At 36.4% G+C, this 22,920-nt stretch carries 23 protein-coding genes and 1 pseudogene; 10 read left to right on the top strand and 14 right to left on the bottom strand.

Features of this window, described 5'->3' with window-relative positions:
- Positions 1 to 46 precede the first annotated feature (46 nt).
- The 3 genes from PY093_RS18830 to PY093_RS18820 all read left to right on the top strand — a co-directional run bounded on the left by PY093_RS18830 (position 47) and on the right by PY093_RS18820 (position 833).
- On the top strand, positions 47 to 229 hold the full coding sequence (locus PY093_RS18830) for a hypothetical protein (RefSeq protein WP_275647343.1): 183 nt from the start codon (positions 47 to 49) through the stop codon (positions 227 to 229).
- The gene (locus PY093_RS18825) at positions 229 to 585 is read left to right on the top strand and encodes a type II toxin-antitoxin system RelE/ParE family toxin (protein WP_275647342.1); all 357 of its coding nucleotides are present in this window, start codon (positions 229 to 231) and stop codon (positions 583 to 585) included. Before PY093_RS18830 ends, PY093_RS18825 begins: the two co-directional genes overlap by 1 nt.
- Positions 586 to 680: 95 nt before the next feature.
- Positions 681 to 833, top strand: coding sequence for a hypothetical protein (locus tag PY093_RS18820; RefSeq protein ID WP_481769321.1), 153 nt, complete (start codon positions 681 to 683; stop codon positions 831 to 833).
- Between the two features lie 696 nt (positions 834 to 1,529).
- Here the strand turns inward: PY093_RS18820 and PY093_RS18815 are convergent.
- From PY093_RS18815 to PY093_RS18800, 4 genes are all read right to left on the bottom strand, one after another.
- A complete protein-coding gene (locus PY093_RS18815) occupies positions 1,530 to 1,967 on the bottom strand; it encodes a hypothetical protein (protein WP_275647341.1) in 438 nt (145 codons plus the stop codon).
- Positions 1,968 to 2,479: 512 nt separating this feature from the next.
- On the bottom strand, positions 2,480 to 3,568 hold the full coding sequence (locus PY093_RS18810; protein WP_275647340.1) for a patatin-like phospholipase family protein: 1,089 nt from the start codon (positions 3,566 to 3,568) through the stop codon (positions 2,480 to 2,482).
- Positions 3,561 to 4,487 carry a diguanylate cyclase regulator RdcB family protein gene (locus PY093_RS18805; RefSeq protein WP_275647339.1) on the bottom strand — a complete coding sequence of 309 codons (927 nt, stop codon included), beginning with the start codon at positions 4,485 to 4,487 and terminating at the stop codon, positions 3,561 to 3,563. Before PY093_RS18805 ends, PY093_RS18810 begins: the two co-directional genes overlap by 8 nt.
- Positions 4,487 to 6,892 carry a dynamin family protein gene (locus PY093_RS18800; protein WP_275647338.1) on the bottom strand — a complete coding sequence of 802 codons (2,406 nt, stop codon included), beginning with the start codon at positions 6,890 to 6,892 and terminating at the stop codon, positions 4,487 to 4,489. The genes PY093_RS18805 and PY093_RS18800 overlap by 1 nt, the downstream gene beginning before the upstream one ends.
- 601 nt (positions 6,893 to 7,493) lie before the next feature.
- On the opposite strand from PY093_RS18800, the gene PY093_RS18795 reads away from it, so the two are divergent.
- Positions 7,494 to 7,913, top strand: a complete 420-nt coding sequence (locus PY093_RS18795) for a competence protein ComK (protein WP_275647337.1) — start codon at positions 7,494 to 7,496, stop codon at positions 7,911 to 7,913.
- A 466-nt stretch (positions 7,914 to 8,379) separates the two neighbouring features.
- On the opposite strand, the gene PY093_RS18790 is transcribed toward PY093_RS18795, so the two are convergent.
- The 3 genes from PY093_RS18790 to PY093_RS18780 form a co-directional block, all read right to left on the bottom strand.
- Positions 8,380 to 8,676 (bottom strand): nucleotidyltransferase domain-containing protein, encoded by a 297-nt coding sequence (locus tag PY093_RS18790; RefSeq protein ID WP_275647336.1) that lies wholly within the window; start codon positions 8,674 to 8,676, stop codon positions 8,380 to 8,382.
- A gap of 1 nt (position 8,677) precedes the next feature.
- A complete protein-coding gene (locus PY093_RS18785; RefSeq protein WP_275647335.1) occupies positions 8,678 to 9,073 on the bottom strand; it encodes an HI0074 family nucleotidyltransferase substrate-binding subunit in 396 nt (131 codons plus the stop codon).
- A gap of 531 nt (positions 9,074 to 9,604) precedes the next feature.
- A complete protein-coding gene (locus tag PY093_RS18780) occupies positions 9,605 to 9,757 on the bottom strand; it encodes a hypothetical protein (RefSeq protein WP_275647334.1) in 153 nt (50 codons plus the stop codon).
- A gap of 297 nt (positions 9,758 to 10,054) precedes the next feature.
- On the opposite strand from PY093_RS18780, the gene PY093_RS18775 reads away from it, so the two are divergent.
- Positions 10,055 to 10,426 carry a competence protein ComK gene (locus PY093_RS18775; RefSeq protein WP_275647333.1) on the top strand — a complete coding sequence of 124 codons (372 nt, stop codon included), beginning with the start codon at positions 10,055 to 10,057 and terminating at the stop codon, positions 10,424 to 10,426.
- A gap of 344 nt (positions 10,427 to 10,770) precedes the next feature.
- Here the strand turns inward: PY093_RS18775 and PY093_RS18770 are convergent, their stop codons facing one another.
- Positions 10,771 to 10,995: a hypothetical protein gene (locus tag PY093_RS18770; RefSeq protein WP_275647332.1), complete on the bottom strand. Its 225-nt coding sequence runs from the start codon at positions 10,993 to 10,995 to the stop codon at positions 10,771 to 10,773.
- Between the two features lie 423 nt (positions 10,996 to 11,418).
- On the opposite strand from PY093_RS18770, the gene PY093_RS18765 reads away from it, so the two are divergent.
- Both PY093_RS18765 and PY093_RS18760 read left to right on the top strand, forming a co-directional pair.
- Positions 11,419 to 11,586, top strand: coding sequence for a hypothetical protein (locus PY093_RS18765; RefSeq protein ID WP_275647331.1), 168 nt, complete (start codon positions 11,419 to 11,421; stop codon positions 11,584 to 11,586).
- 199 nt (positions 11,587 to 11,785) lie between these two features.
- Complete coding sequence (locus PY093_RS18760; protein ID WP_275647330.1) at positions 11,786 to 12,298, top strand: sigma-70 family RNA polymerase sigma factor; 513 nt, start codon at positions 11,786 to 11,788, stop codon at positions 12,296 to 12,298.
- A 502-nt stretch (positions 12,299 to 12,800) separates the two neighbouring features.
- Here the strand turns inward: PY093_RS18760 and PY093_RS18755 are convergent.
- The 5 genes from PY093_RS18755 to PY093_RS18735 all read right to left on the bottom strand — a co-directional run bounded on the left by PY093_RS18755 (position 12,801) and on the right by PY093_RS18735 (position 19,180).
- Positions 12,801 to 13,118, bottom strand: a complete 318-nt coding sequence (locus PY093_RS18755) for a DUF2442 domain-containing protein (protein ID WP_275647329.1) — start codon at positions 13,116 to 13,118, stop codon at positions 12,801 to 12,803.
- A gap of 350 nt (positions 13,119 to 13,468) precedes the next feature.
- Entirely contained in the window at positions 13,469 to 14,245 is a 777-nt protein-coding gene (locus PY093_RS18750; RefSeq protein WP_275647328.1) for a transposase, read from the bottom strand.
- A gap of 29 nt (positions 14,246 to 14,274) precedes the next feature.
- Positions 14,275 to 15,807: a YifB family Mg chelatase-like AAA ATPase gene (locus PY093_RS18745; RefSeq protein ID WP_275647327.1), complete on the bottom strand. Its 1,533-nt coding sequence runs from the start codon at positions 15,805 to 15,807 to the stop codon at positions 14,275 to 14,277.
- Positions 15,808 to 17,145: 1,338 nt separating this feature from the next.
- Positions 17,146 to 17,883: a hypothetical protein gene (locus PY093_RS18740; protein WP_275647326.1), complete on the bottom strand. Its 738-nt coding sequence runs from the start codon at positions 17,881 to 17,883 to the stop codon at positions 17,146 to 17,148.
- Positions 17,873 to 19,180: an AAA family ATPase gene (locus tag PY093_RS18735; protein ID WP_275647325.1), complete on the bottom strand. Its 1,308-nt coding sequence runs from the start codon at positions 19,178 to 19,180 to the stop codon at positions 17,873 to 17,875. Before PY093_RS18735 ends, PY093_RS18740 begins: the two co-directional genes overlap by 11 nt.
- A gap of 448 nt (positions 19,181 to 19,628) precedes the next feature.
- Between PY093_RS18735 and PY093_RS21480 the strand changes: the two are divergent.
- Positions 19,629 to 19,958, top strand: a pseudogene (locus PY093_RS21480) (competence protein ComK).
- 425 nt (positions 19,959 to 20,383) lie between these two features.
- On the opposite strand, the gene PY093_RS18725 reads toward PY093_RS21480, so the two are convergent.
- Positions 20,384 to 20,809, bottom strand: coding sequence for a transposase (locus PY093_RS18725; protein ID WP_275647355.1), 426 nt, complete (start codon positions 20,807 to 20,809; stop codon positions 20,384 to 20,386).
- Between the two features lie 1,453 nt (positions 20,810 to 22,262).
- Here PY093_RS18725 and PY093_RS18720 point away from each other — a divergent pair.
- Together PY093_RS18720 and PY093_RS18715 are read left to right on the top strand one after the other, a co-directional pair.
- Positions 22,263 to 22,478, top strand: coding sequence for a hypothetical protein (locus PY093_RS18720; RefSeq protein ID WP_275647323.1), 216 nt, complete (start codon positions 22,263 to 22,265; stop codon positions 22,476 to 22,478).
- A gap of 92 nt (positions 22,479 to 22,570) precedes the next feature.
- The gene (locus PY093_RS18715; RefSeq protein ID WP_275647322.1) at positions 22,571 to 22,843 is read left to right on the top strand and encodes a hypothetical protein; all 273 of its coding nucleotides are present in this window, start codon (positions 22,571 to 22,573) and stop codon (positions 22,841 to 22,843) included.
- Positions 22,844 to 22,920: the final 77 nt, after the last annotated feature.

Raw genomic sequence — 22,920 nt, 5'->3', positions numbered from 1 at the left:
AAATCACACGCAAAAACTGTTAACATGTTGTTAAAGGAGTGATTGTATGTGTTCAGAAAAGGAGAATGAAGACATGAGTGCTACTCTTAATCAACTTTATAGCCCATATAAGTCTTTAGAAGAATCTCTCAAAGAAATGAAAAACATGCGTCAAGGGAAAAAGGAAAAAAGGAACTGGCGTAAAATGATGAAAGATATTAAAGCAGATATGGATGAGGGGAAGTTATAGTGTGTTATGAGGTAATTCCCACAGACCAATTTGAAAAAGATATAAGATACTACATCAAGAGAAAACGATATAGAAAAATCATGGATGACATTGAACCTGTATTAGCTAGGTTAGAAGAAGGAATATTTCTAGGTGATGAAATAAGTGGTTTAGATTTTCCCGAAAATGAACATAGTTATAAAGTTAGAGTTGCTAATACAAGTGTAAATGTTGGAAAGTCTAATGGTTTTAGATTAATATATTATGTTATAAAAGACGATAAAGAAATATATTTGTTAACTCTCTATTCCAAAAAAGACCAAACTGATATTTCAACCCAAGAGATTGAAAGTTTAATAAAGTTGCATTGTACATAAAAGACTTTACTAATGTCCTAGGAATGTTAGTAAAGTCTTTTTTTTCGTTGTTGAAAAATGATACAGACTTACTTTTGGTTATGATGGTTTGTATCATGGAACCATGGGGACGAATCAACCAGATTCTCGATTTTAAACAGCATCAATTTGATTGGGAAAACAAGTTCAATAAGGGGATAATATTTGGTGATGAACTATTAGCAACTGCCAATATTAGACCGACTACTGCATCATGCCACAATATTTAACATAAAAGGAGACCCTTATAGGATTCATCCACGAACCTGACTAAACTAATGCACTTTCGTGCTTTATGCTATGTCGTTAGAAGTTTTTGGAAAAAATAGTGGGACAAGGACCTGTTCCCTTGTCCCTCATAATTTAACCAATTGAAGTAATTAGGGAAACACGAGATCCGTCCCGGTGTTTCCTAAATAACTGAATGCTTTATAAACCTAAAAGATTATGAAAGTCTTAATCTGTAGGGCTTTTTTATCAAGGTATATACATTGGTGTTCATTGGTAAAAAACAAGGCTAGGGTAGTAAAATCAAGTGGTCACAATCAGCATGTTGGAAATATTTGAGAAAACACGAGAACCGTCACCGTGTCTCATTTTTTTGCCTCTTTTCGTATGGTGCCTATTTTTTTATCACTTCTTGTATCTCTACCATCAGAATTTCTAATAGTACCAGGGGGTAAACCATTCTTTTTCTCAAAAGTTCCAACAGTACAGTCACTTCTAGTTTTTCTCGCCAATTAAACCAATCCTTTCCTATCACTGTTAAGTCTTATAAGATAACCACTACCTGTTCTTAGGGAGATATGCAGTAAAAACAACTATATTATTACTCTACCACGCAGCACTTTCGTGCCTTTTAATACTAGGGTCAAAGCAACAGAATTATGAATCCTTGGATTCCATGCAAAATCCAATGGAACTCATCAGTTAGGCTTCTTTATACCTAAATAGTTATTATTTGGTTTTACTTCAAATTCATTCTCTTCAATTTTGAAAATATCTTCAGCTTTAAATTCCTTTGTCTTTTCTCTAACAAATTCCGTTGTCTTTTTAGTCGCATTTTCAAAAATTTCAGCCATTTTCTTAATATCATTTGCACACTCTTCAGCTTGCTGCTTAAAAAAATCAGATTTAAATTCATATTCTTTTCTTTCTTCATCGGTAGAAGATGATCTTGCGTGGTTATGGTACTCAGTAGCTTTTTCATAATTCTCTTTAGCCTTTTGTGTTTGTCTCTCATTGTATTGTTTTGTTAATAAGGTAACAATAATTGCTATTATTTCCTCACCATATCTTATTAAAAACTTTAAAATAATAGGCCAAGCTTTCTGTACAAACCAAATAAGTATTTTCTGAAACATTTACAATCCCTCCTATATTTCTACATTAATTTTAATAGAAAATATAGGAAATTAATAGCTTAATAATATATTTATTTATGATTAAGTATTTTAACCTGCTGAAACGTGTTTGGTAAGTGTAACTGGCTAAAGCCGTAAAATAATTAGCTCGTTAACTAGGTGCTTATAATACGAGGAACTGCCTGCCCTTTTGCACCAGATTAATATAATGATGAGCGTGGCCTACAAAAAGTACAACAACACCTTCATGTTTAGAACATTAATGAAACAATATATCCATACATGGGTATGGACAAGGGACCTGTCCCCTACATCCCCATTCGGGATTTCATGTATTTAAAACTGAAGTAGACATGTGAAATCAGATTATTCGGAGGTAACTAGCAACGAAAACTGCTGGGACAGGGGACTACGTCCCATAAATTAATCGAATGGGAATAATTAGGGAAACACGAGGTCCGTCCCGATGTTTCCCGATGTTTCCTAATTCGGGAAAAGGTACTTAATCCAACCTATAACTTACCAACCCACTCTTCAAATGAATCATTCTGAAGCCTAATAAGGCTTTCTCGCATTTCAATGCGAGTTGTTTCGGTATATTCTTGTAGTTTAATAGCTTTCAGGACGTTACCTATACAGCGATAGGCATCTTCATATCCTCTTTCGATGAGGTAATTGATTTTGTTCTCGTCAAAATTCATAAGGCTGGATAGTTTTCCTTCAGCATACAAATCTTCTGCTGGTCGAACTTCTATAATGGAAGTATTTTCGTATTCTTTTCGATCCCAAAATGATCCGTGTTTTAAATGAACAACAATCGCATGTGTACAACCAGCATTAACAAGGGGTTCTAGCGGTGTGTTTCCTTTGCTCATTTTCGCTTCTCCTAGACCACCATCTCGATATGTTTTGCCATTAATCTGTTGACTATCATAGGCTAGTGGCAGAGCAGCGCTTGCTAACAGGGCATTGTTTCTATCTTCTACCGATAGGCTTTGTAAGTGAATATAATCAGAAGAACGATTGTTTTTTATCCTTAACGTTGCTCCTACGAATTCCAGAAGATCCAAAACTGTCCCATTACTTTCATATAATGAAATCCATAATGGCTTTCCGTTATCTAACAAATCATTGCTAATATGATCCTCTAGTAATGATTTTAACGAACCATTATCAAGAATACCCTTTTCTACCGCTGGCCTAAGTGGACTTCGAAGTAGCATACCTAAATAATTACTAGTTGATGAGTCCAAAGCAATCTTGTTCAATAACTGATGATGAAAACCCATCATCGTTCTTGCTCCAATAAAGGCTTTTAAACCTGAATAAACGAGACCCATCCCGATTAACTTTGGGTTTGCTTTTATCATTTTATCCTTACTAAGAGACCGCCAAATACCTTCTAATCGTGTTGCCCCAGCTTCAATCGAATCAGATGCTGCTAAGAATGCTGCGTTAAGTGCTCCTACACTTGCTCCAGCAAATAAATCTGGCTCGATCCCTGCTTCAGCAAGATACTTAGTTACACCAACTTCGTATGCACCTCTTGCTCCTCCTCCAGATAAAACGAGACCAACCGATTGCCCAGCGCCATTACGCATAAAGACGTTCCCCCGTTTCTTTGATTAGGTGCTCACTTAATCTACTGGATGTCAAAACAATTGGAGCACCCTTCTTCAACTCAATCAGGTTATTGCTTTTTGAAGCTACCAAGACCATTTGAGACAATGAAATATCTCTTTGAGCAGGACCTAGTAGGGATTGAACCGCTTCCTTCTGTAATGCTGGAGCAGTTGTAATATGCTCCAGCCAAGTTTTTGTTGGAAGAATTGTTTTACCGCTGTAACCTGTTAGTTTTTTCATCTGAATGATGCACCTGTCCCGTAGTTGATTTCGGAATTCTGGATCTAATTTATCGTATTCACCAAATGGCGACCAATATAGTTCCTCTAAAACTAACAATAATTGAATTAAGGGCGAAAAGCCTCTAAACCGCGTACCTGATTCCCACGAGTAAAAAACATTATCTAAAGCAATCATTGCACTTTGGCGTAAACCTAGCCGCTCTATCTCTTCCTGGAATCTAGTCATTTTCTGGTTCGATACCAGAGCAAACTGGTTAAAACGTTCTTCAAGTTCTTCCACCTCTGAACGAAGTTTCAGGTGTGATTTGACAAGTTTTTCAATTCCTTGACGGGTTTCATAGAGCTTGTCGCTAACAATAGTAATCGCACGATACGTTTCCAATTGATGTCCTTGTAATTGCTGCAGCCAAATATTTACCGTTTCGAGAGATCTTTGGAATTGTTCATCGACTCTTTGTTGTCTTTCAAACCTTGTCCCCGTAATACCATCCCAGAAGCGTGAGAAGAGACTCCCTCTTTTTGATCGTACTTGAAGATGATCGTTAGAAACTTCTAACCCATTAATAAAATCAACCATCATTTTTTCCTTGAGAATTGGGAGGTTATTCACAAATTCTTGAATCTCATTTTCAGTGTTTTTTTCAACTGACTTCATTAACTTTTCACCAACTCTTTATATGGTTTAAGCTCACTAATGCCTATTTTCAGTGGCTCACAATCTTTAATATGTTCGGTTGCGTCTTGCCTGGCAGCTTTCATGGCATCTACTAAAGCTACCAGCTCATCTTCCTTTAACTGTTGGTTTTTTAAAGCATCCAATAAATCACCACGGAAGCGTTCTAAATAGGACATCAACCCTTCAAAGTAAAGATCTACTTGAGAACGGAGCTCTTCATTTACATATTGTTTGATTTCTTCCTGAAGCCCTTTGTTGCGATAGGTTAATTTTTCTAAGAATTGCTTCTTGATGCTTCGTGTATCCACCTTATAAACATCTTCATAATACTTATAGGACTCTTTATGTTCATAAAGAAATAGTGTGTACCATTTTCTCTTAGTACGGGTACCTGTGCGTTGTTCACTGTCTTTTCGAATCGAACTCTTTTCCATTTCATCAAAATCAATTTTAAACGTTCCTATTGATGGTTTTGGGAAGGAAAGCTTTAAATTAAATGCCTCATCCATTCGCTCAGATGCTTGGTTCAGGACTGGAGAGATTTTCTCTTCAATACTCATCCACAAACCTTTTTGCATCGCCATTACCGATTGATTAAGGGATTTTTGAACAGCTTTTGAGTAGTTCTTATTTTCAGAGTCAATCACGCTCGCTAACTTTGAAACAAACTCTTGCGCTTCACGTTCATTATCAAACACATTAGGAGAGTTAGGATCGAAATTAATCGAGTTATTTGACCTTGAAGAGTTACTAATAGCATCTATCACATTTCCAAAAAAACCATTAGTCTGTAGCTTTTCATTTGATAAAAGACGCTGTTCCTTCTTTTTTCTTTCCTCTAGTTTCCCATTCGCAAAGAAATGTTCTATTTCATCATTAAGTGCCTTGCTAGTTTCATGAAAAAGCTTATAAAGCTGGTTTTCAATCATCACTAACGATTTTGTCGCTGACTTTTGAGCTTCATCTTTTACTGTTTTTATTCCATTGATATCTGCTTTTAAATCTTCAATATGCTTCTTTAAGTCCTTCATATTTTTTTGTAAAGCCGTTTCACGTAATCCTAGTGTATTAATGATTTGCCTATCATAATTAAGCATTTTATCAATAGCTGATGTTATACTAATGAGCGCCGAGTTATTAAAAGCATGCATAATGACATGGTCTAGAGGCTCTTCGAACAGACTATCTACCCAAAGATCTTTTGCACTATCTTTTACCTCTTCACTATCCGTTATCTTTTGTTCCCATCTTCGTCCAAGTGCTAAATCACCAAAGTCTGCTACCCATTCATGATTCGTATGGCTTGGCAATTCCCCATGTCGTTCCAATTCATTTAGAGCTCTATTTGCCAAGTAACCAAACTTACTTGAAACGGGATGAACACGGCCTGATTCTACCTTGCCATTAAACAGCTGGTGACAGACATACTTTTGCAATTCATCCTTATCCATCCCATTGCGATCCCGCTGATCAAATTTATTAACTAATATGTAAAGACGATCATCGCTATTATCCACAACATCTTGTAGGGATGCTCTTACCTCTGCATCTGCTTCAGCATTTAACTGTGTATAATCCATGACGGCCATCACAGCAGACGCTTTTTCTATTTGCTCTTTTAAAATCCCTTTCAAATGGCGTGCACCAGCCTCATTTGGTCCAGGTGTATCGATAAGTGTAAATCGCCCTTGAGCCTTTGTACTATTTTTTAAATGGAAAAACTCAACAAATATCGTTGGAAACTCTTCAATACTGTCATATGCAACCAGAGGAGAAGACAAATTTAACTCGTCACAAAGACGAGAGATATCATTTAATTTTTTTAAAAAATGATAGATTTCATCGACACCATTATATTCTTTTTCAATATATGTAAAAGCACCTTCCATTATCGAACGAATTAAGCTAGACCCATCAACAGTACTATTGGCTTTCAACTGTTCCAGCATGCCTTTTTGAACATATCCCAAGAGACTATCTTTAAGACCTTCTATTGATTCGTTAAATGGTTCAGGTTTGTGAAAAATCAATTTAGGAATCTCTTGACCAATGGAGTGTGTTATTAATGTAGGCAGCGTCGTCATTGGTTGGTTTCGATTTGGCAAAACCTCGGTTCCAACAATAGCATTGATGGTAGTAGATTTGCCAGCCTTCATGGTCCCAACTACTGCGAGCGTCATTTCTAATCTATTTACTTTATACTCTTCTTCTTCTAACGTCTTGTTCCATAAATTCGCTTCATCTTGATCTAAATTACGAAGCTGTTGATCATTTCTTTCCTGTAAAAAACCAGGTATATCTAAAAGTCCCGTAACTATTCTCTGTTGCTGCTCTAGTAATCTAAGAACTTCTTCCCTAGTAGATTCAATTATTTCATTGTACATATAACTCACCTCTTCGATAGTGTTTACTAGTAATTTATTACTATATTAACATATTTAAGGAAAAAGGAACTATACCTTTGTAAACACGAACTTTAAATGGTACATGTGAAGATGGATAATCCTCCTGGCTCTCAAAACAACGTATCCAAACCTGGCCCGTCTTTTTTTCCATAACAAACTAAGGCACAACTGGGGAAACACGGGGACGGTCCTCGTGTTTCAAAAAAGATGATTAATTTAATAAATGAAAATGAATGTTTGTAGATTCGATTGGAGAATAAAAGAGGGGGTGAGTGAAAATGAAAGTATTGAAGAAAAGCAGTTTGTGCGGTTCTTTATTGATATTCAGCAACTGGTTCTAAATCCCTTCAAATTTCCCAATGTTTGTAAATTAGTAAGAATGGGAATAATTAGGTAAACACGAGATCCGTCCCCAATGTCATTAAAGAAGTAGAAAGCGAATTTGAACCTCATAAAGAGGATGATTCAAAGTAATCCCCTATAACCTCTGATTACTACACACGTGAAGCTTCTACTAACATGTAAATCTTCGAACTTATATTACCAGTAAAACCATCCCTCTAAAAAGGAGTTTCTAGGAATGAAAGTAATAGTATCAGAATATGACATTAACCAAAGTACAATGGCTTTATTACCTGTAGCACATATCGATTATTCGACCATTGTAGTAGAACAAAATGGACAGCTCTTTGTAAAGAAAACACCTCTACAACTAATAAAAGCTGCCTGCTTAGAGGGTGGCGCTAGCTATGAAGGAAGACGTGCAGCCGTCACCCATTTAACCGGTGCGATGCAAAAAGTACCGATTCCGATTAACCAACTAACTAACATCTTTGCCTTTCCCACACATTCTCCAACTGTTTTTCACTGTTCCTGGATATTCTACCATCATGTAAGAACTATTAAACCACCTGAAAATCCAGCAGACACAACAAAACAAGCTATTATCCATTTTAAAAATGACCTACAACTACCCATGAGTGAATCCACTATACATTAAATAAACAAATGCAACGAACCGCCGTATGTATACTACAACTTACACATCCAGTACAAGAGATGGTGTTGCAGCCGTATGATAGGGTTTAATTTAACTAACCAATTAATGTTAAAGCGATAGTTAAATGAACACACCCCGGATTGTCTGACTAACAATTGGGGGCGCTTATTCTTAATTCTTGATAAAAGTAATACTATTCTCAAAGTGGTACACCATGACTCTAACAACATCCATATGATGTGGACAACCTACTAAACAAGCTTATTCGTGGTGATATGTACCCAAAATTAAAACGTAACATGTGTACATGGTAATGGGACGAGGTAACTGTCCCCTTGGACCTTTTCTAGTTTTCCTGAAAAATCAAAAATATTTATAAATTAGCCTAATGGAAATAATTAGGCGAACACGAGTACCGTCCCCGTGTTTCCACTCCGACAAGTTTCGGGCGGTGACTGTACCCAAACTACGACTTTTCGTATAATACAACATGGCAATTATCTACTTCATCTTTAAGCTTTTTTGGTGCTAACGATAGATTTATTACATCTATTTTCAAGAGTGTTTCTAACTCTTCTTCTATCATATCTGTAAATGTTAACCAGTCCATTGAGGATATATTGGGTGCTATTATAGCCAAATCAATATCCGATCGTGCCCTGTGGTCACCATAGGCTCTCGAGCCAAACAAAAGTATCTTTTTTATATTGGGGAATCTTGTTGCTATTGAAGTTATTTGAGATATTAAGTTAGATGCAAGCATTTTATTTGCCTACTTTTTTTCGTAAGATATTGAGCGTGGACTTCATTTCCGGAAAATACTCTTTGATGTTATGCAAAATCTTAAGTGCTGCTTCTTCATCATATGTATGTGAAGTTTCGTTTCTGTCCTTTAGCATTTGAAGCCAAGCAATTTCATCATTAAGCCACCCAATTTGATACGCTTCTTTGAGGGTTTCTCTTGGTGTCTTTGTTTCTATCCCTTCAGAAGCTAATATTCGTTTGAGTGTTTTCCAGTAGAGTTCAATTGTAAATTCAAACCGTTGAATCGTCCCGTCAACTAATAAACTATTCGATAAATCTTCCGCAAGGGCTTCCTCAAGTCTTGTAAGTGCTTGTTCTAAATTACCCATGCTTTGCAACAGCTTACGATTACTCACTTTCTCATCCCCTTCTAAATCATTGTCCTTTTTCTATATTATACATCTACCGCATTTAAACAACAATGCTTAGACATGCGGGAGAAGTCCTTCGGGTGGTGTGATTATAAAGAGAGGATGGAAACATGGGGACGGTCCTCGTGTTTCAAAAAAGATGATTAATTTAATAAATAAAATGAATGTTTGTAAATTCGATTGGAGAATAAAAGAGGGGGTGAGTGAAAATGAAAGTATTGAAGAAAAGCAGTTTGTGCGGTTCTTTATTGATATTCAACAACTGGTTCTAAATCCCTTCTAGTTTTCCTGAAAAAGAAAAATATTTGTAAATTAGTCGGAATGGGAATAATTAAGGAAACACGAGATCCATCCCCGTGTTTCCTCGGGCAGTTTGTGAAAAGCCAGTTTTTGCGTTTGTCATTTCATATACTTTATTTCAGGGTTTATTTCATGTATAATAAGAAATAATAAAAAGAGAAGCGTTGGTAGCGCTTCTCCCTGCAACCTCTACCGTCTGGGTGATGGTTGTCAAAATTACTTGTTAGTTTTTCGAGAACCACCCTTTAGCTTGCGACGGCGTAGGGTGGTTTTCTTGTTATCTAGTACGTTTTTTCGAAAGACATGTGCAGCAACTTCTCGCACAATCCCCTTCAAAATTTCACGAATGATTTCAAGAAATGTTTCCATGATTATCACCTCCTTCCCAAAATGGAAAGAAGAATGACAACCAACCACCCTCACAATATTCAGTTGCACTTTCATTCTATCAAATACTAATTCAAATAATCAACAAATGAAAATCTTTCTCTCCTCAGAGTTATTCAATTGATCTCTTAATCCCTGGTAGATACAGGAACAAACTCACTGCGTTACAATCAGTACAGTAGCATAATAGAAAAATATATTACTCCATTTCTTCATCTAGCACTGTCGTGCTTTATATTCCCGGGGTCAGATTATTCGAGTGGTGCCACCGGCACCAGTTTGGGACAAGGGACCTGTCCCCAAATTTTACCCGTTGTCCATCCGGACTATTCCACGATCGTAATAGAGCAAAGTCGTCAGCTTTCTGTTAGGCAAACACCGTCACAAATAATAAAAGAAGCCTGTCTAGACGGTGGATCAACCTATGAAGGAAGAAAGAAAGTCGTTACTCATCTAACAGGGGCCATGCAGAAAGTTCCGATACCTATCAATCCCCTATCCAACATCCAAAAAGATGCTACAACTCAATCAAACATCCTCTTTAAAAATGAACAGTATCTATCTATGAATGAATCACACTATACAATACAAAAGCAAATGCAAAGAGCTGCAATTTGTATACTGCAGTTTACTAATCAGACAACAGCATGATTTTTTGTGGTTATGTAAAAAAAACCTTTAAACTAGTTTATCCGGGGTGTGACACTGCATCCAAAACAAGAGAACAGACTATTCATCCACGAACCTGACTAAACTAATGCGCTTTCGTGCTTTATGCTATGTCGTTAGAAGTTTTTGGAAAAAAATAGTGGAACAAGGACCTGTTCCCTTGTCCCTCATAATTTAACCAAATTGAAGTAATTAGGGAAACACGAGATCCGTCCCGATGTTTCAGATGTTTCTAGATTGAGTGTATTAGAGGCTAGGTCAATTTGAGGAAGAGCCATGGGGAAGGATTCCATGAAATACAAAGAAGTTTTACTTTTGGGGGAATTCTAACCAAGTCTTCTTTTTATATTTTCGATCTCTCTTTCATTTCTGGCTGCTTTTTCCCAAATATAATCTTGATCTATTTCTAGTTGCTTTAATTGATCAACTAGTTGAACATGGCGCTCTTCACTATTCTCTTCAATTTTTTGAAGTCTTCCATTCATATTGCCTACCATCTGTACTAATTGTGAGATCATATTTTCCATTCTTTCTAATCTTTCTTCTACCATTTTGCTTCACCTCCTATTGTTATTATACAACGAAACACGAAGTGGTTCTAATACGAATAATTAACAAATCAGAACATGGGAGGTTCCCTTGAAAGGAAAAAGGGACAGGTCTTTATTTGTCACGTGAACAGGGCATGGTGCCTGTCTTAAGGGAAACACGGGAAACACGGGGACGGTCCTCGTGTTTCAAAAAAGATGATAATTTTAAATAAATAAAATGAATGTTTGTAGATTCGATTGGAGAATAAAAGAGTGGGTGAGTGAAAATGAAAGTATTTAAGAAAAGCAGTTTGTGCGGTTCTTTATTGATATTCAACAACTGATTCTAAATCACTTCTAGTTTTCCTGAAAAAAAATATTTGTAAATTAGTCGGAATGGGAATAATTAGGTAAACACGAGCTCCGTCCCGGTGTTTCCTTAAGGTGCATAATCCTATTGCCTATTACTACGGTATCCTAACTAAAAAGTTGGACGAATTGTTTTACCAGGAGTTATCTGATCTAGAGGAAACAAGTGAAAACGTAATCGATGTTTCTCAAGATCATCCAAACCACTCAAATCTTGCTCTTATGAGGGAATTACTTTTTTAATTTAAAAGAATAGATACATAGAATAACAAGCCTCTTTCCCATCTCATATTTTACGTATTCACTAGGCATACGTAATATTTGGCTGCTCTTTGTCTGGATATACGTACTATTCTTAATTTAGACGTCTATGTTCATTTGAATTATTGTAAAGCTACCGGCGGAATACATGGTAAGCGCGCTTCCTTAAAGGAAGTTACAAGTGAACATTCAGGAAATGCCTTTTGAGAGATTAGTAGAGTTGCATCATCCACTTATTTTGCATGTGTTAAAAACTGTTCATATTTACCGAGAGCATGACATCTATTATCAAGTGGGGCTGATTGGATTATGGGAGGCACAAACCCGTTTTAATACTGAAAAAGGAAGCTTTTCTACATTTGCCTTTTCTACGATAAGAGGAAAAGTCTTGGCCAGTCTATCGAAAGAAAATCAATTTCATGACCGCAATCTAACCACCCAATATGATAGCCAACTAGATGTCATAGATGAGAGTGCTGAGGTCGAGATTGAAGAAGATATTCTAACAACATACTGTGAAGGTCTATCAGAAAACCAATTGAAGTGGGTAAAAGGCAAGTTCATTGAAGATAAGAAAAACAAAGATATTGCTCTTGAGCATGGCGTCACTGAACAAGCCGTCAAATCATGGGGTAGAGAAGCGATGAAAAAGCTGAGGCAGAACATTGAGGAGATGGATAGTAGTATTACTTGATACTAAAGAGACAGTCCCCTAGCCTTATTATAAAAAGGGATAAATATTGACACTGAGCAAGCTTAAAAAGAGGGACAGTGCACTGTTTCTCTTTTTTCGAATCGTAAACGATGTTTCGCAAGATCATCCAACTACTCTGATCTAGACCTTATGTAATCTACTACAAGAATGGTTTTTCCTCACAAAAGGGAGTTTATCCCTTTCAATCAAAGGTCAAATGTACTATTCATCTTGTTTTAAACATAAAAACCATGAGCATAGTAATAAATCACATTTTTCTAATATAATCTTATATCTAAACACAATGTGCCTTTTTGTCAGTGTAGTCTCCATTTTCCTAACTAGATAATAGTTTTAAAAAGGGGATCTCCACTTGGAAGAAAAAAAGAGATTCAAACAGATACTTGGTATAAAACTAAGACACAAGAAAACACCGGGACGGTCCTAGTGTTTGCTTCGTTTAGCCAAACGAAAGAAACAAGAGGTCCCTGTGTTTCCATATCTACGCCCTTTGTTGATCAATAAAGTCTACAAAAGTAACTTTTGTTTTAACTGCATTAGTCAGATTTTCAACTGCCTTAATTGGAATTCCCTCTTCATATAAATTGTCAGGGTCTATATCTAGTTCTCCTGGCCAAGATACTGTCCTCAACTCTTCATCAACAAACACCTGTTTAAAGAATTCAGGGTCTTTCAATTTCTCTAACACACCCTCCATATGCGGAGTGATATCCACGAATTTGCGATTGCCATCAGAAAACTCAACAAGTAACCATCCATCCAAACCTGGCACTGCTTGGGCCTTTTTAATTAGAACCATAAATACACCTCCTAGTAGAGAGGTGGAACCTTACTTGGCTGGCGTTTGCCATACAATCGTCCCACGCTTTCATATATTCTCCAATATGATCTAAATACGAGTAATAAATCTACCATATACTATATGAAAATGAGGGGGAATGCGGTCACTATAGTATATAGCCTTAATTGAAATATTAACCAATTTAAAATTACTAGAATACATATTACGGAAACGGTTTCTCCGTTTCTTCTTCAATTTTCTATAGCTAATTGAATATACAGTTTATACTACCTGGCTTTTGACAAAGTAAAAATCAAACATTCACAGTAACTGGACCTATGTTCCTTGAAAAAAATCAATCAAGTTCATTACGCCTTAAAAACAAGACTCAAAGAAATCCCAAAAATCCTCGCAGCCTGTCTCAGCGACAACCCTTCAATCGCTTTTACTTTTCGCAGCACTTCAGTTCTTTTTACCTTAGGTAAACTCTTTACCTGTGCGATTTCGATTGTACCTAGCCGTTTCTTAATCTCCAACCTTGCTTCTTCGTCTGTTAGTCTATTTTTATACTCTCCTTCATTTAGACATTGATCATTATTTATTCTTTCATTAAATTCTTTGAATCTCTTTCTAGCTAGCTCACTATCTGCAGAAAACATGCTTAACACGTAATCTCCATCCAACAAGTTCTTTGGAAAATTGCTTCTACCATAGTATTCACGACAGCTACTCCATCTCCATTCATCAGGTTGATGAACCATTCTTGCTTTAACTGGATTTTGGTGAATATATCTAACAACTATGAGTAGATATTTCTTATTTTCAACGCTTTCACTTTTAAATCGATCCTGAAACAGATGTCCTGTTGTTCTGTATTTCCAGTTGTAATACTTGACATAGCTCACTCCAATTCGTTTCATTGTAATTGATAGATCTTCATTTCCTTCTTTTATTAGTAGATGCACATGATTACTCATCAGACACCAAGCATATACGGTCATTCCATATTTGATTTTATACTTTTGAAAGACAACCAGAAATCTTATCCGGTCATCATCGTCATGAAAGATGTCCTGCCTATTCGCACCTCTCCAAATGATATGATAGATTCCGGTTTTACTTTTCTCTCTAGCTTCACGCGGCATAGCTTTTCTCACTAACTATCAAATTCATATTATCTTTTCCCTACCTTCACTTGTTCTTTATGATGATTTTCACGGCGTAATGTGATTGCCTTCCAAACAGATTCATCTGTGATTTCTCGGCTACCTTCTAGATCGGAGATGGTTCGTGCCAGACGAATAATTTTGATTTGAACCCTATTGCTCCATTGTTGTTTAGATGAAACATGTCTGATCATTTTCAACTGACTCTCTTTTAATCGGCTGGTTGAGGATAACTTTTCAAAGGGGACCTTTGCATTTGTTACTTGGGATTGATATCGTTCATATTGTCTTTTCCGAGCCTCTTCAACCCTCATTCGGATAGCTGCGGAACTTACTCTTCCTTCTGACGGCTGATCTAAGTTAACAGGTTGTAAAAAAAGGAGGATATCCATCCGGTCAAGAATAGGACCGGAGATTCTGTTTTGGTAGGATTGGATTTGTTTGTTGGTACAGGTACAGTAGCGTGTATTGGAACCGAGAAAACCGCATGGACAAGGGTTCATGGCTGCGATGAGGATGAATGATGATGGGTAGGTAACAGTAGATTGTGCCCTGCTAATCGTGACCTTACCCGCTTCTAATGGCTGCCTTAACATGTCCAAAGTTTTCTTTGGAAACTCTGCCATTTCATCAAGAAATAGGACCCCACGGTGGGCGAGTGATATTTCTCCTGGTTTTGGAAAAGTGCCTCCACCAATGATTGAAATAGCTGATGAAGAATGATGAGGATTGCGATAAGGAGCAATTCGTGGAGAAATAAGTTTTTCCTTTGCGAGCTGGTATAAGCTTAGCACCTCTAGCTGTGCCTCTTGTGTTAGAGTCGGTAAAATGGAAGGAAACGTTTCAGCAAGAAGGCTTTTCCCGCAGCCTGGAGGGCCACTCATTAAAACATTATGATCACCTGCAGCTGCAATCTCAAATGCTTGCTTTGCTTGTTCATGGCCAATGATATCCAAAAAATCCTTAGGATGTTCAAACGTTTCAGATACAAGGTCGATGGATTCTTTGTGGTTATGAAGTGGAAGTAAAGTCTGTCCTGATAGGTGTTGTACTACCTCATGAATATGTTGAACAACAACACATTCTAAGCCACCAAACATTTCTAACGGGATAAACGGATCATATGGTAAATAAACTCTCTTGAATCCTAATGATTTGGCTGCGATGAGTGCCGGAAGCATTCCTTCAACCTTCTCTATTGTACCATCTAAAGCTAATGCTCCAATAAACACTGAGTCTTCTGAAATACTCCCTTTTAACTCACCCCTCTCTTTTAAAATGCCAATGGCCATGGCTACATCAAAAAATGGTCCGTTTTTCTTTTGCTCTGACGGTGATAGGTTTACAACAATCTTCTGTTCCGACACATTACAGCCTAGTGTATGGATCGCCGATAGTACCCTTTCCTTCGATTCCTTTACGGAAGTATCTGGCAGACCAACAATCACCATTGACTCCTTACCTTCTGAAACATGTACCTGAACCTGCACGCGATAGCCTTCAAGTCCTTTTAAACCGATGCTGGAAATTTTGACGGTCAAATAAATTGCCTCCTTTAAAAAGATGATGGATTTAATAAATGAAATGAATGTTTGTAGATTCGATCGGAGAATAAAAGAGTGTGTAAGTGAAATGATATTGGTGAAGAAAAAGCAGATTGTAAGGTTCTTTATTGGTATTCTACATCTGGTTCAAAATTCCTTCCAGATTGCTCCAAAATAATAAAATTTAAATAAATTAGAAACTGGAGATAATTAGGGTAATATAAGAGCCGTCCCCGTGTTTCCACTACTTACTCGCTAAACTGTTGATATAATAGATTAATTTATTTATAATAAGGATATGAAAAAAAAAATCAGGTGCGCTAACACCTGATCAGTAACAACTACAAGCCGCAATGTGACCGGCTAACCAATGTTTTCAAGTAATACAAAAAGAAGTAATCACCCGTACCTTTGGTCGAGGCGGGACGGTTACTTCTTTTTATTTGTGACGAATAACATTACAACAACTGTAATGACACCTAATAAAACTAGATTAGATTGAAGTGCCACAGTAATTGCCTCGAATGTCGTCATTTTTCCACCTCCCTCCTATCGGGAGATGGCTAACCGCCCACCTGCTTTATGTAATTGTTATGTTTATATTATCATTTTGTTTGAAAGATTGCTAGAAAAACAAAACGTTCGTTCCTAAATTTGCAGAAAATATTTGATTGATATACAACAAGATTTACAACAATACTTTTAAAAGTAAATAGTTTAGCGTTTACACTATCTTTCACTTTTCTCATACAGTTACTTGAAATATACGCGGCAGGGCGTAGGACAAAGCTATGAAAAAAGTTTATTTTGGTGGTGACATGCATCCTAAACTAAATTTTTATTAGACAAGTGGAAATGATTAGGAAAACACGAGAACCGTCACCGTGTTTCCATTTCAACATCTTTGCTGCAGTAGGATAGAAATTACCTTTGATTTATTTTCTCTGATGTCTACAGAGTCCTCAGCATCAATAAGACACACTTCAAGTTAGCTTATTAAATAGTTAATAAAAGGAGCTACAGTTTTTCTAGTAAATGCTTGATATTTCTCACTGTAATTTCCAGATGAATAGTAAAATACAGTACCATGAAATGAATTTGGATTTTCCCTGAAATAGGATAACAATTGATAAACAAACGAAATAACTTGTTCTGCTCCAGGTGGAAGAGCTAAGGGTCTCCAGTTAGATTTCTCTGATAGGCATTTCTCAATATCATAGACTTCATTTTTAGATTGACCGTCCCCGTGTTTCCATGTTTTTCTAATCCAATGGTCCACATGTAATTTATAAATTATTGGCTCTTTAGCTTGATGACATTGGGTCCCTGCCCCCCCTAGGTTCTTCCAGCTAATAATTGATCAATATATTCATACATTAATGCTGCGTTAGTATATCTTTGAAGTGAATGAATATCTTGATAAATATAGTTCCATGATTCCACATGTTTATGATCGATGTCTTGGACCGGTGGAAAATGACTGCTCAGCAAATTAAATATCGTTGATTCTCCTTGCATGTCTTTTAAAAAAGAAATTATCTTTTTTTGTTTCTGATTTTGTGGAACATTTAGTTCATTAAACACCACATGCTCTAAATGCTGTGATAAATAGAACAACCGATATGGAATCTTAACTTTATTATAAGTAATATGATCGATGAAGCGTACGGTTTGGGTGTTGACTCTCTTTATTTTATTTCGATAATGTAAACCCTCTTGTTGTTCTATTGAATTAACAAATATACCATTTTCTCTATATAGTACATTTATTTCTTGATTAACATTAACTCGAATATTATCATCAGGGATAAATGAACCATCAGTATCTGAGAAATGTAGTATTCCTAAAAAATCCTTCAATTTTAATTCTCCAATTCTCTTAATGAAGAATTGTCTAATACGCTCTCTAATCTCCACCCCTTGTAATTCAGGGTCGGTAAATATATCGCCATTATACGCCTTTATCAACACTAATTCATTAGTATATTTCCTCTGTAACTCATCATAGAAAAATTGGCTATCCGAATCACCCTCGACAATAACAAATAGAACCTTTTTTTTCTTAGTCGCCATCTGTTATACCCGCCTCAATAAAGGATCGAACGATTTTTATTGGATTGGTTTCTTCGTACAGAAACTCAGTTTGACCACCTACCAAAAGCGTACGTAAATATACATTTCTCATATTATTATTCTTTTGTAGATTCTTAAATTTTATATATCTTCTTTTTTCATTGGTGGTTGTAAACCATATATTTTGTGGTGATAATTTTTCTAATACCCGTAAATTATGAGATGTGAAAATTAACTGTCCTTTACTGTGCTCTTGAAAAATTTCTATCAATTCTCCTAGTAGATATTCAAAAACACCTGCATCTAATTCGTCAATAATTACACAAGCAGAAGGATTGTGAAAGACAGATATCAAAGATGTCGTGATCGCAAATAACTTTAAAGTTCCAGCCGATTCAGCACTCAGCGGTAACGATCTATCTCCCCTCTTTGAAATAAATTCAGCACGAACTCCTTCAACACCATTCGATAAAGTTGTTGCCCCCATATTTTTAAGATACACGTGTAAACCTGGAATGATTGCACTAAGCACCACATTGTTTCTTTCAACTAAATTAGACAAGTAATTATATTGCTCTTTTGATAAAGAAACAGGGTCTTTGATATCATAAGTACTACTTTCAGGTAGTTTAGTATTGAAATTATAAAATAAATATGTTGGAAATACTCCTTCTTGCAAGTTCTTAATTACAAGTATATTTTTAGAGAACTGTTCCTTTAGAGCTTTATACACCACCAGATCAATACCATTAAATAGTTTTTGAGATTGACTACTAATAATCTTGCTGAAAAATAGCGATCCTTCAACCTGTTCAGCCAATAGTTTAATCCCCATTAATAGATTTTCAACTTCCTGTTTAGGTTTTTGTCGTAATTCTATAGGTGAATCTTCTTCATTAATATAAAGAAACATTTTCCCATACCTTGCTTCTTTTGCTCTGATCTTCTCTGACTTTACCACCATTCTATCTTCCTTATATTCAAGCTCTACGTGGTAATTAACCTTGTTGGTTTCATTTTCGGTCTGAACAAGGAATTCAAAATTAAGACTTAGAGTTTCTTGTCCTTCATAAATCAGACGTTGGTTTTTAGAAGGTAAGGCCTGTGCATTTAATAGTGATTGTAAAATATAAAATGCTTCTACTACTGCAGTTTTGCCCGATCCATTTTGTCCATAAAAACCAACTACTTGAGCGTCCAGCACATTGTCATTGTTTAAATCAAAATCAATTTTTCCGTATTTAACATTTTTCACGTTAGTCATTTCCAAGGAAACAACCTTTACATCACTTTTCATTTTTTTCACCTACTCCGTTTTTATACATTATACCACTAATTAGTCTCAATATACCAAATTCAATATTTTTTATCGAAACACCAACTTATTAACAACTAAACACTTTAATTATTAGTAAAATCAATACATTTTGTATTAAACAAAATATTAGGCAGGACCCCCACCCCCTGTTTATCAGATGTTTTCATCATGGATAAAGATGCTGCTTGAGAACTATGAATTTAGTGGCTGGATATACTTCCTATTATGCCTACAATAAGAAATTCCAAAGTAATCGACTTATACCTTGTAAAGTTTTCTATCAATTAACAGATGAAAGAATCTCTTCTGGGACAGGGACCTTGTCCCAGAAGAGATTCCGCTCCTTTGTTCCGTTGAGAGGAGAATTCTATTCAACCACACCAACGATTAAATTAACTGAACAAGCTGCCTTGAAGAGGGATCCTCACTGAAAAGGAGAAAAAGAGCCCTGCAATATAAAAAATCCTTCTACCAATGTCCCCCAATCCACATTAATCCACTTGAAGACACCTATGCCTTCCCTACCTGCTACCCAGATTCCTACGACTGCATCTAGCTCTTCTACGAACATATCCATTACTACCACCCCAAACAAGCAAACACTCTCATTATCTTTTACAACCAACAACAAATAGAAGTACAAACTTCCAAGGCCATCATGGACAAGCAAATGTCCAGAACAGAATCATGTATAGTCCTATTTACACGCCCCAAGAAGAGTAATTTTTGGATGGTACCAGGAGGAGTTTCAAATTGATTATGAGATTTGTACTAGGGGAACACCCTTGGTCTTTAATATAAGTGTTGTGCCTTTTGGGAATGTCCCCTTGATCGAGTAGCCGGGGTCTCACGACACGGTAGCCCTCAAGCCCTTTTAAACCGATGCTGGAAATTTTGACGGTCAAATGAATAGTTTCCTTATAAAATTATTTAGTTAATAAGTGAAATGATTCTTATAGATTCGCTTCAAGAGTAGAGAATGGGTGAGTGAATTGATAGTGGTGAAGAAAAGTAGATTTTGCGGTTCTTTATTGATATTCAAAACTTGTTCTAAATTCCTTCTAGATTTCCTGAAAAAAGAAAAATATTTGTAAATTAGACGGAATGGGAATAATTAGGTAAATGCGAGGACCGTCCCCGTGTTTCACTTTATCTTCTAGACATTGATCATTATTTATTCTTTCATTTAAATTCTTTAAATCTCCTTCTCGCTACCTCACTATCAGCAGAAAACATGCTTAAAACATAATCACCATCCAACAAGTTCTTTGGAAAGGTGCTTCTGCCATAGTATTCACAACAGCTACTCCATCTCCATTTATCAGGTTGATGAACCATTCTTGCTTTAACTGGATTTTGGTGAATATATCTAACAACTATGAGTAGGTATTTTTTATTTTCCACTCTTTCACTTTTGAATCGATCCTGAAACAGATGTCCTGTTGTTCTGTATTTCCAGTTGTAGTGCTTGACATAACTCACTGCTAGACGCTTCATTGTAACCGAAATGTCATCGTTCCCCTCTTTTATTAACAGATGTACATGATTACTCATAAGACACCAAGCATAAACGGTCAATTCATATTTCATTTTATATTTTTGAAGGATATCAAGAAATTTTATCCGGTCCTCATCATCATGAAAGATGTCCTGCCTATTCTTAAAAAAGCCTCTTTTGTGGGGAGGGGGAAGTTATGTCCGCAAACAACCATCATTGGATACAAATATGATTGTTTCAAGTAAAAAACACCTAAAAAGACAAAAAATAAGGAAAAACCAAAACATTGAAACCCCATAGGGGCCAGGGACCGCGACTTCATTCTTCCTGGGCAATCAAAAATTTTGCATTTAGTTAAAACGCATAAAAGGAAGCTAAGGCACAGCTAGCATTATCCACTAGTTGTGCCTTTTTGCGTGCAAAACTTCCGATTGACCCCTATACGAACCGTCCCCGTGTTTCTAGATGGACACTTTAGCCCATATCGTAATATTATCAATAAAATGGGACAGGGTACCTGTCCCCCCGTCCCATTTATAAGTTAAATGGAAATGATTAGGGAAACATGAGATCCGTCCCCGTGTTTCCAAAACATTGAAACCCCATAGGGGCCAGGGACCGCGACTTCATTCTTCCTGGGCAATCAAAAATTTTGCATTTAGTTAAAACGCATAAAAGGAAGCTAAGGCACAGCTAGCATTATCCACTAGTTGTGCCTTTTTGCGTGCAAAACTTCCGATTGACCCCTATACGAACCGTCCCCCTGGTCTCGACGGTCAAATGAAAAGCCTCCCTTTAAAAAGATGATTGATTTAATAAGTGAAATGAATGTTTGAAGATTCGATTGGAGAATAAATGATTGGGTGAGTGAATTGATAGTGTTGGAGAAAAGCAGATTTTACGGTTCTTTATTAGTATTCAACAACTGGTTCTAAATTCCTTCCAGTTTTCCTCACAAATTTAAAATAATTATTAATTAGTTAAATGGAAATAATTAGGTAAACACGAGAACCGTCACCGTGTTTCCCATCGAATGTCGTCATTTTTCCACCTCCCTCCTATCGGGAGATGGCTAACCGCCCACCTGCTTTATGTAATTGTTATGTTCATATTATCATTTTGTTTGAAAGATTGCTAGAAAAACAAAACGTTCGTTCCTAAATTTGCAGAAAATATTTGATTGATATACAACAAGATTTACAACAATACTTTTAAAAGTAAATAGTTTAGCGTTTACACTATCTTTCACTTTTCTCATACAGTTACTTGAAATATACGCGGCAGGGCGTAGGACAAAGCTATGAAAAAAGTTTATTTTGGTGGTGACATGCATCCTAAACTAAATTTTTATTAGACAAGTGGAAATGATTAGGGAAACACGAGAACCGTCACCGTGTTTCCTTTCCCACCATCCTTTTCTTGACTACTTTCTCTACGATTGGGTAAACTATAAATAGTAAAAGTTGGAAATGTTAAGCTTATCTTTTCATTTTTTGCACATACTATCCTAAACCTTAACAAGGTAGAGGAGGCTTGCAAGTGAGAAAAAGGAGGAGAAATAGAATGCCTAAAACATTAAGGGGGCGGGTAAAGACTGGTAGAGCCCTTGGTATTCGAGGAATGCGTGTCAGTTTAGCCGTCAGAAATACGATCATGTCAAAGCGGATAGAAGCTTTAAGACTAAATGAGAACGAGCCTGTATTAAAAGTAGATCAAAATGGAGTAGTGACAAATTTAGATTACAACAATCCACAGCATTTGCGCTGGTTAGAAGACTAATGAAAGCAGGCGAAATTTACGATTTATATTTCCCTTTTAAACCACCTATAAAGCCGGGCTAAGCTGCAGGTAAGACACGTCCGGCTTTAATTATGTCTATTAAACCTGATCGAACTACAATCGCTGTATTGGTTAAAATCACTGGTTCTGAGCCATCGACCCGTTTTCCAAACCGAATTCAAATTGTCCATTGGGAAGCAGCTCAACTAGATAAAAAGTCATACGCCGAAATCGATTCTTCTTTATCATTCGATTTAAGTTTAATACCGAACACATATCGTGGGGAATTACAAGAATTAGATTTTAATAGAGTTCTGACTGCTTATTTGGCACTAAGAACGGGTGGATCCAAAACAACAAGTTAAATCTAAAATAAAAATACATAAGTTGCTAAAATAGCCCAAAGCCCTCAATGGAGGGCCATTTTTCTTTCTATGCACTT

The sequence above is a fragment of the Cytobacillus sp. S13-E01 genome (assembly GCF_029193815.1).
In the GTDB taxonomy this organism is placed as follows: Bacteria; Bacillota; Bacilli; order Bacillales; family Bacillaceae_L; genus Bacillus_BV.
Note: the sequence above shows the minus strand (reverse complement) of the source record. Positions and strands in the feature narration are given on the sequence as shown.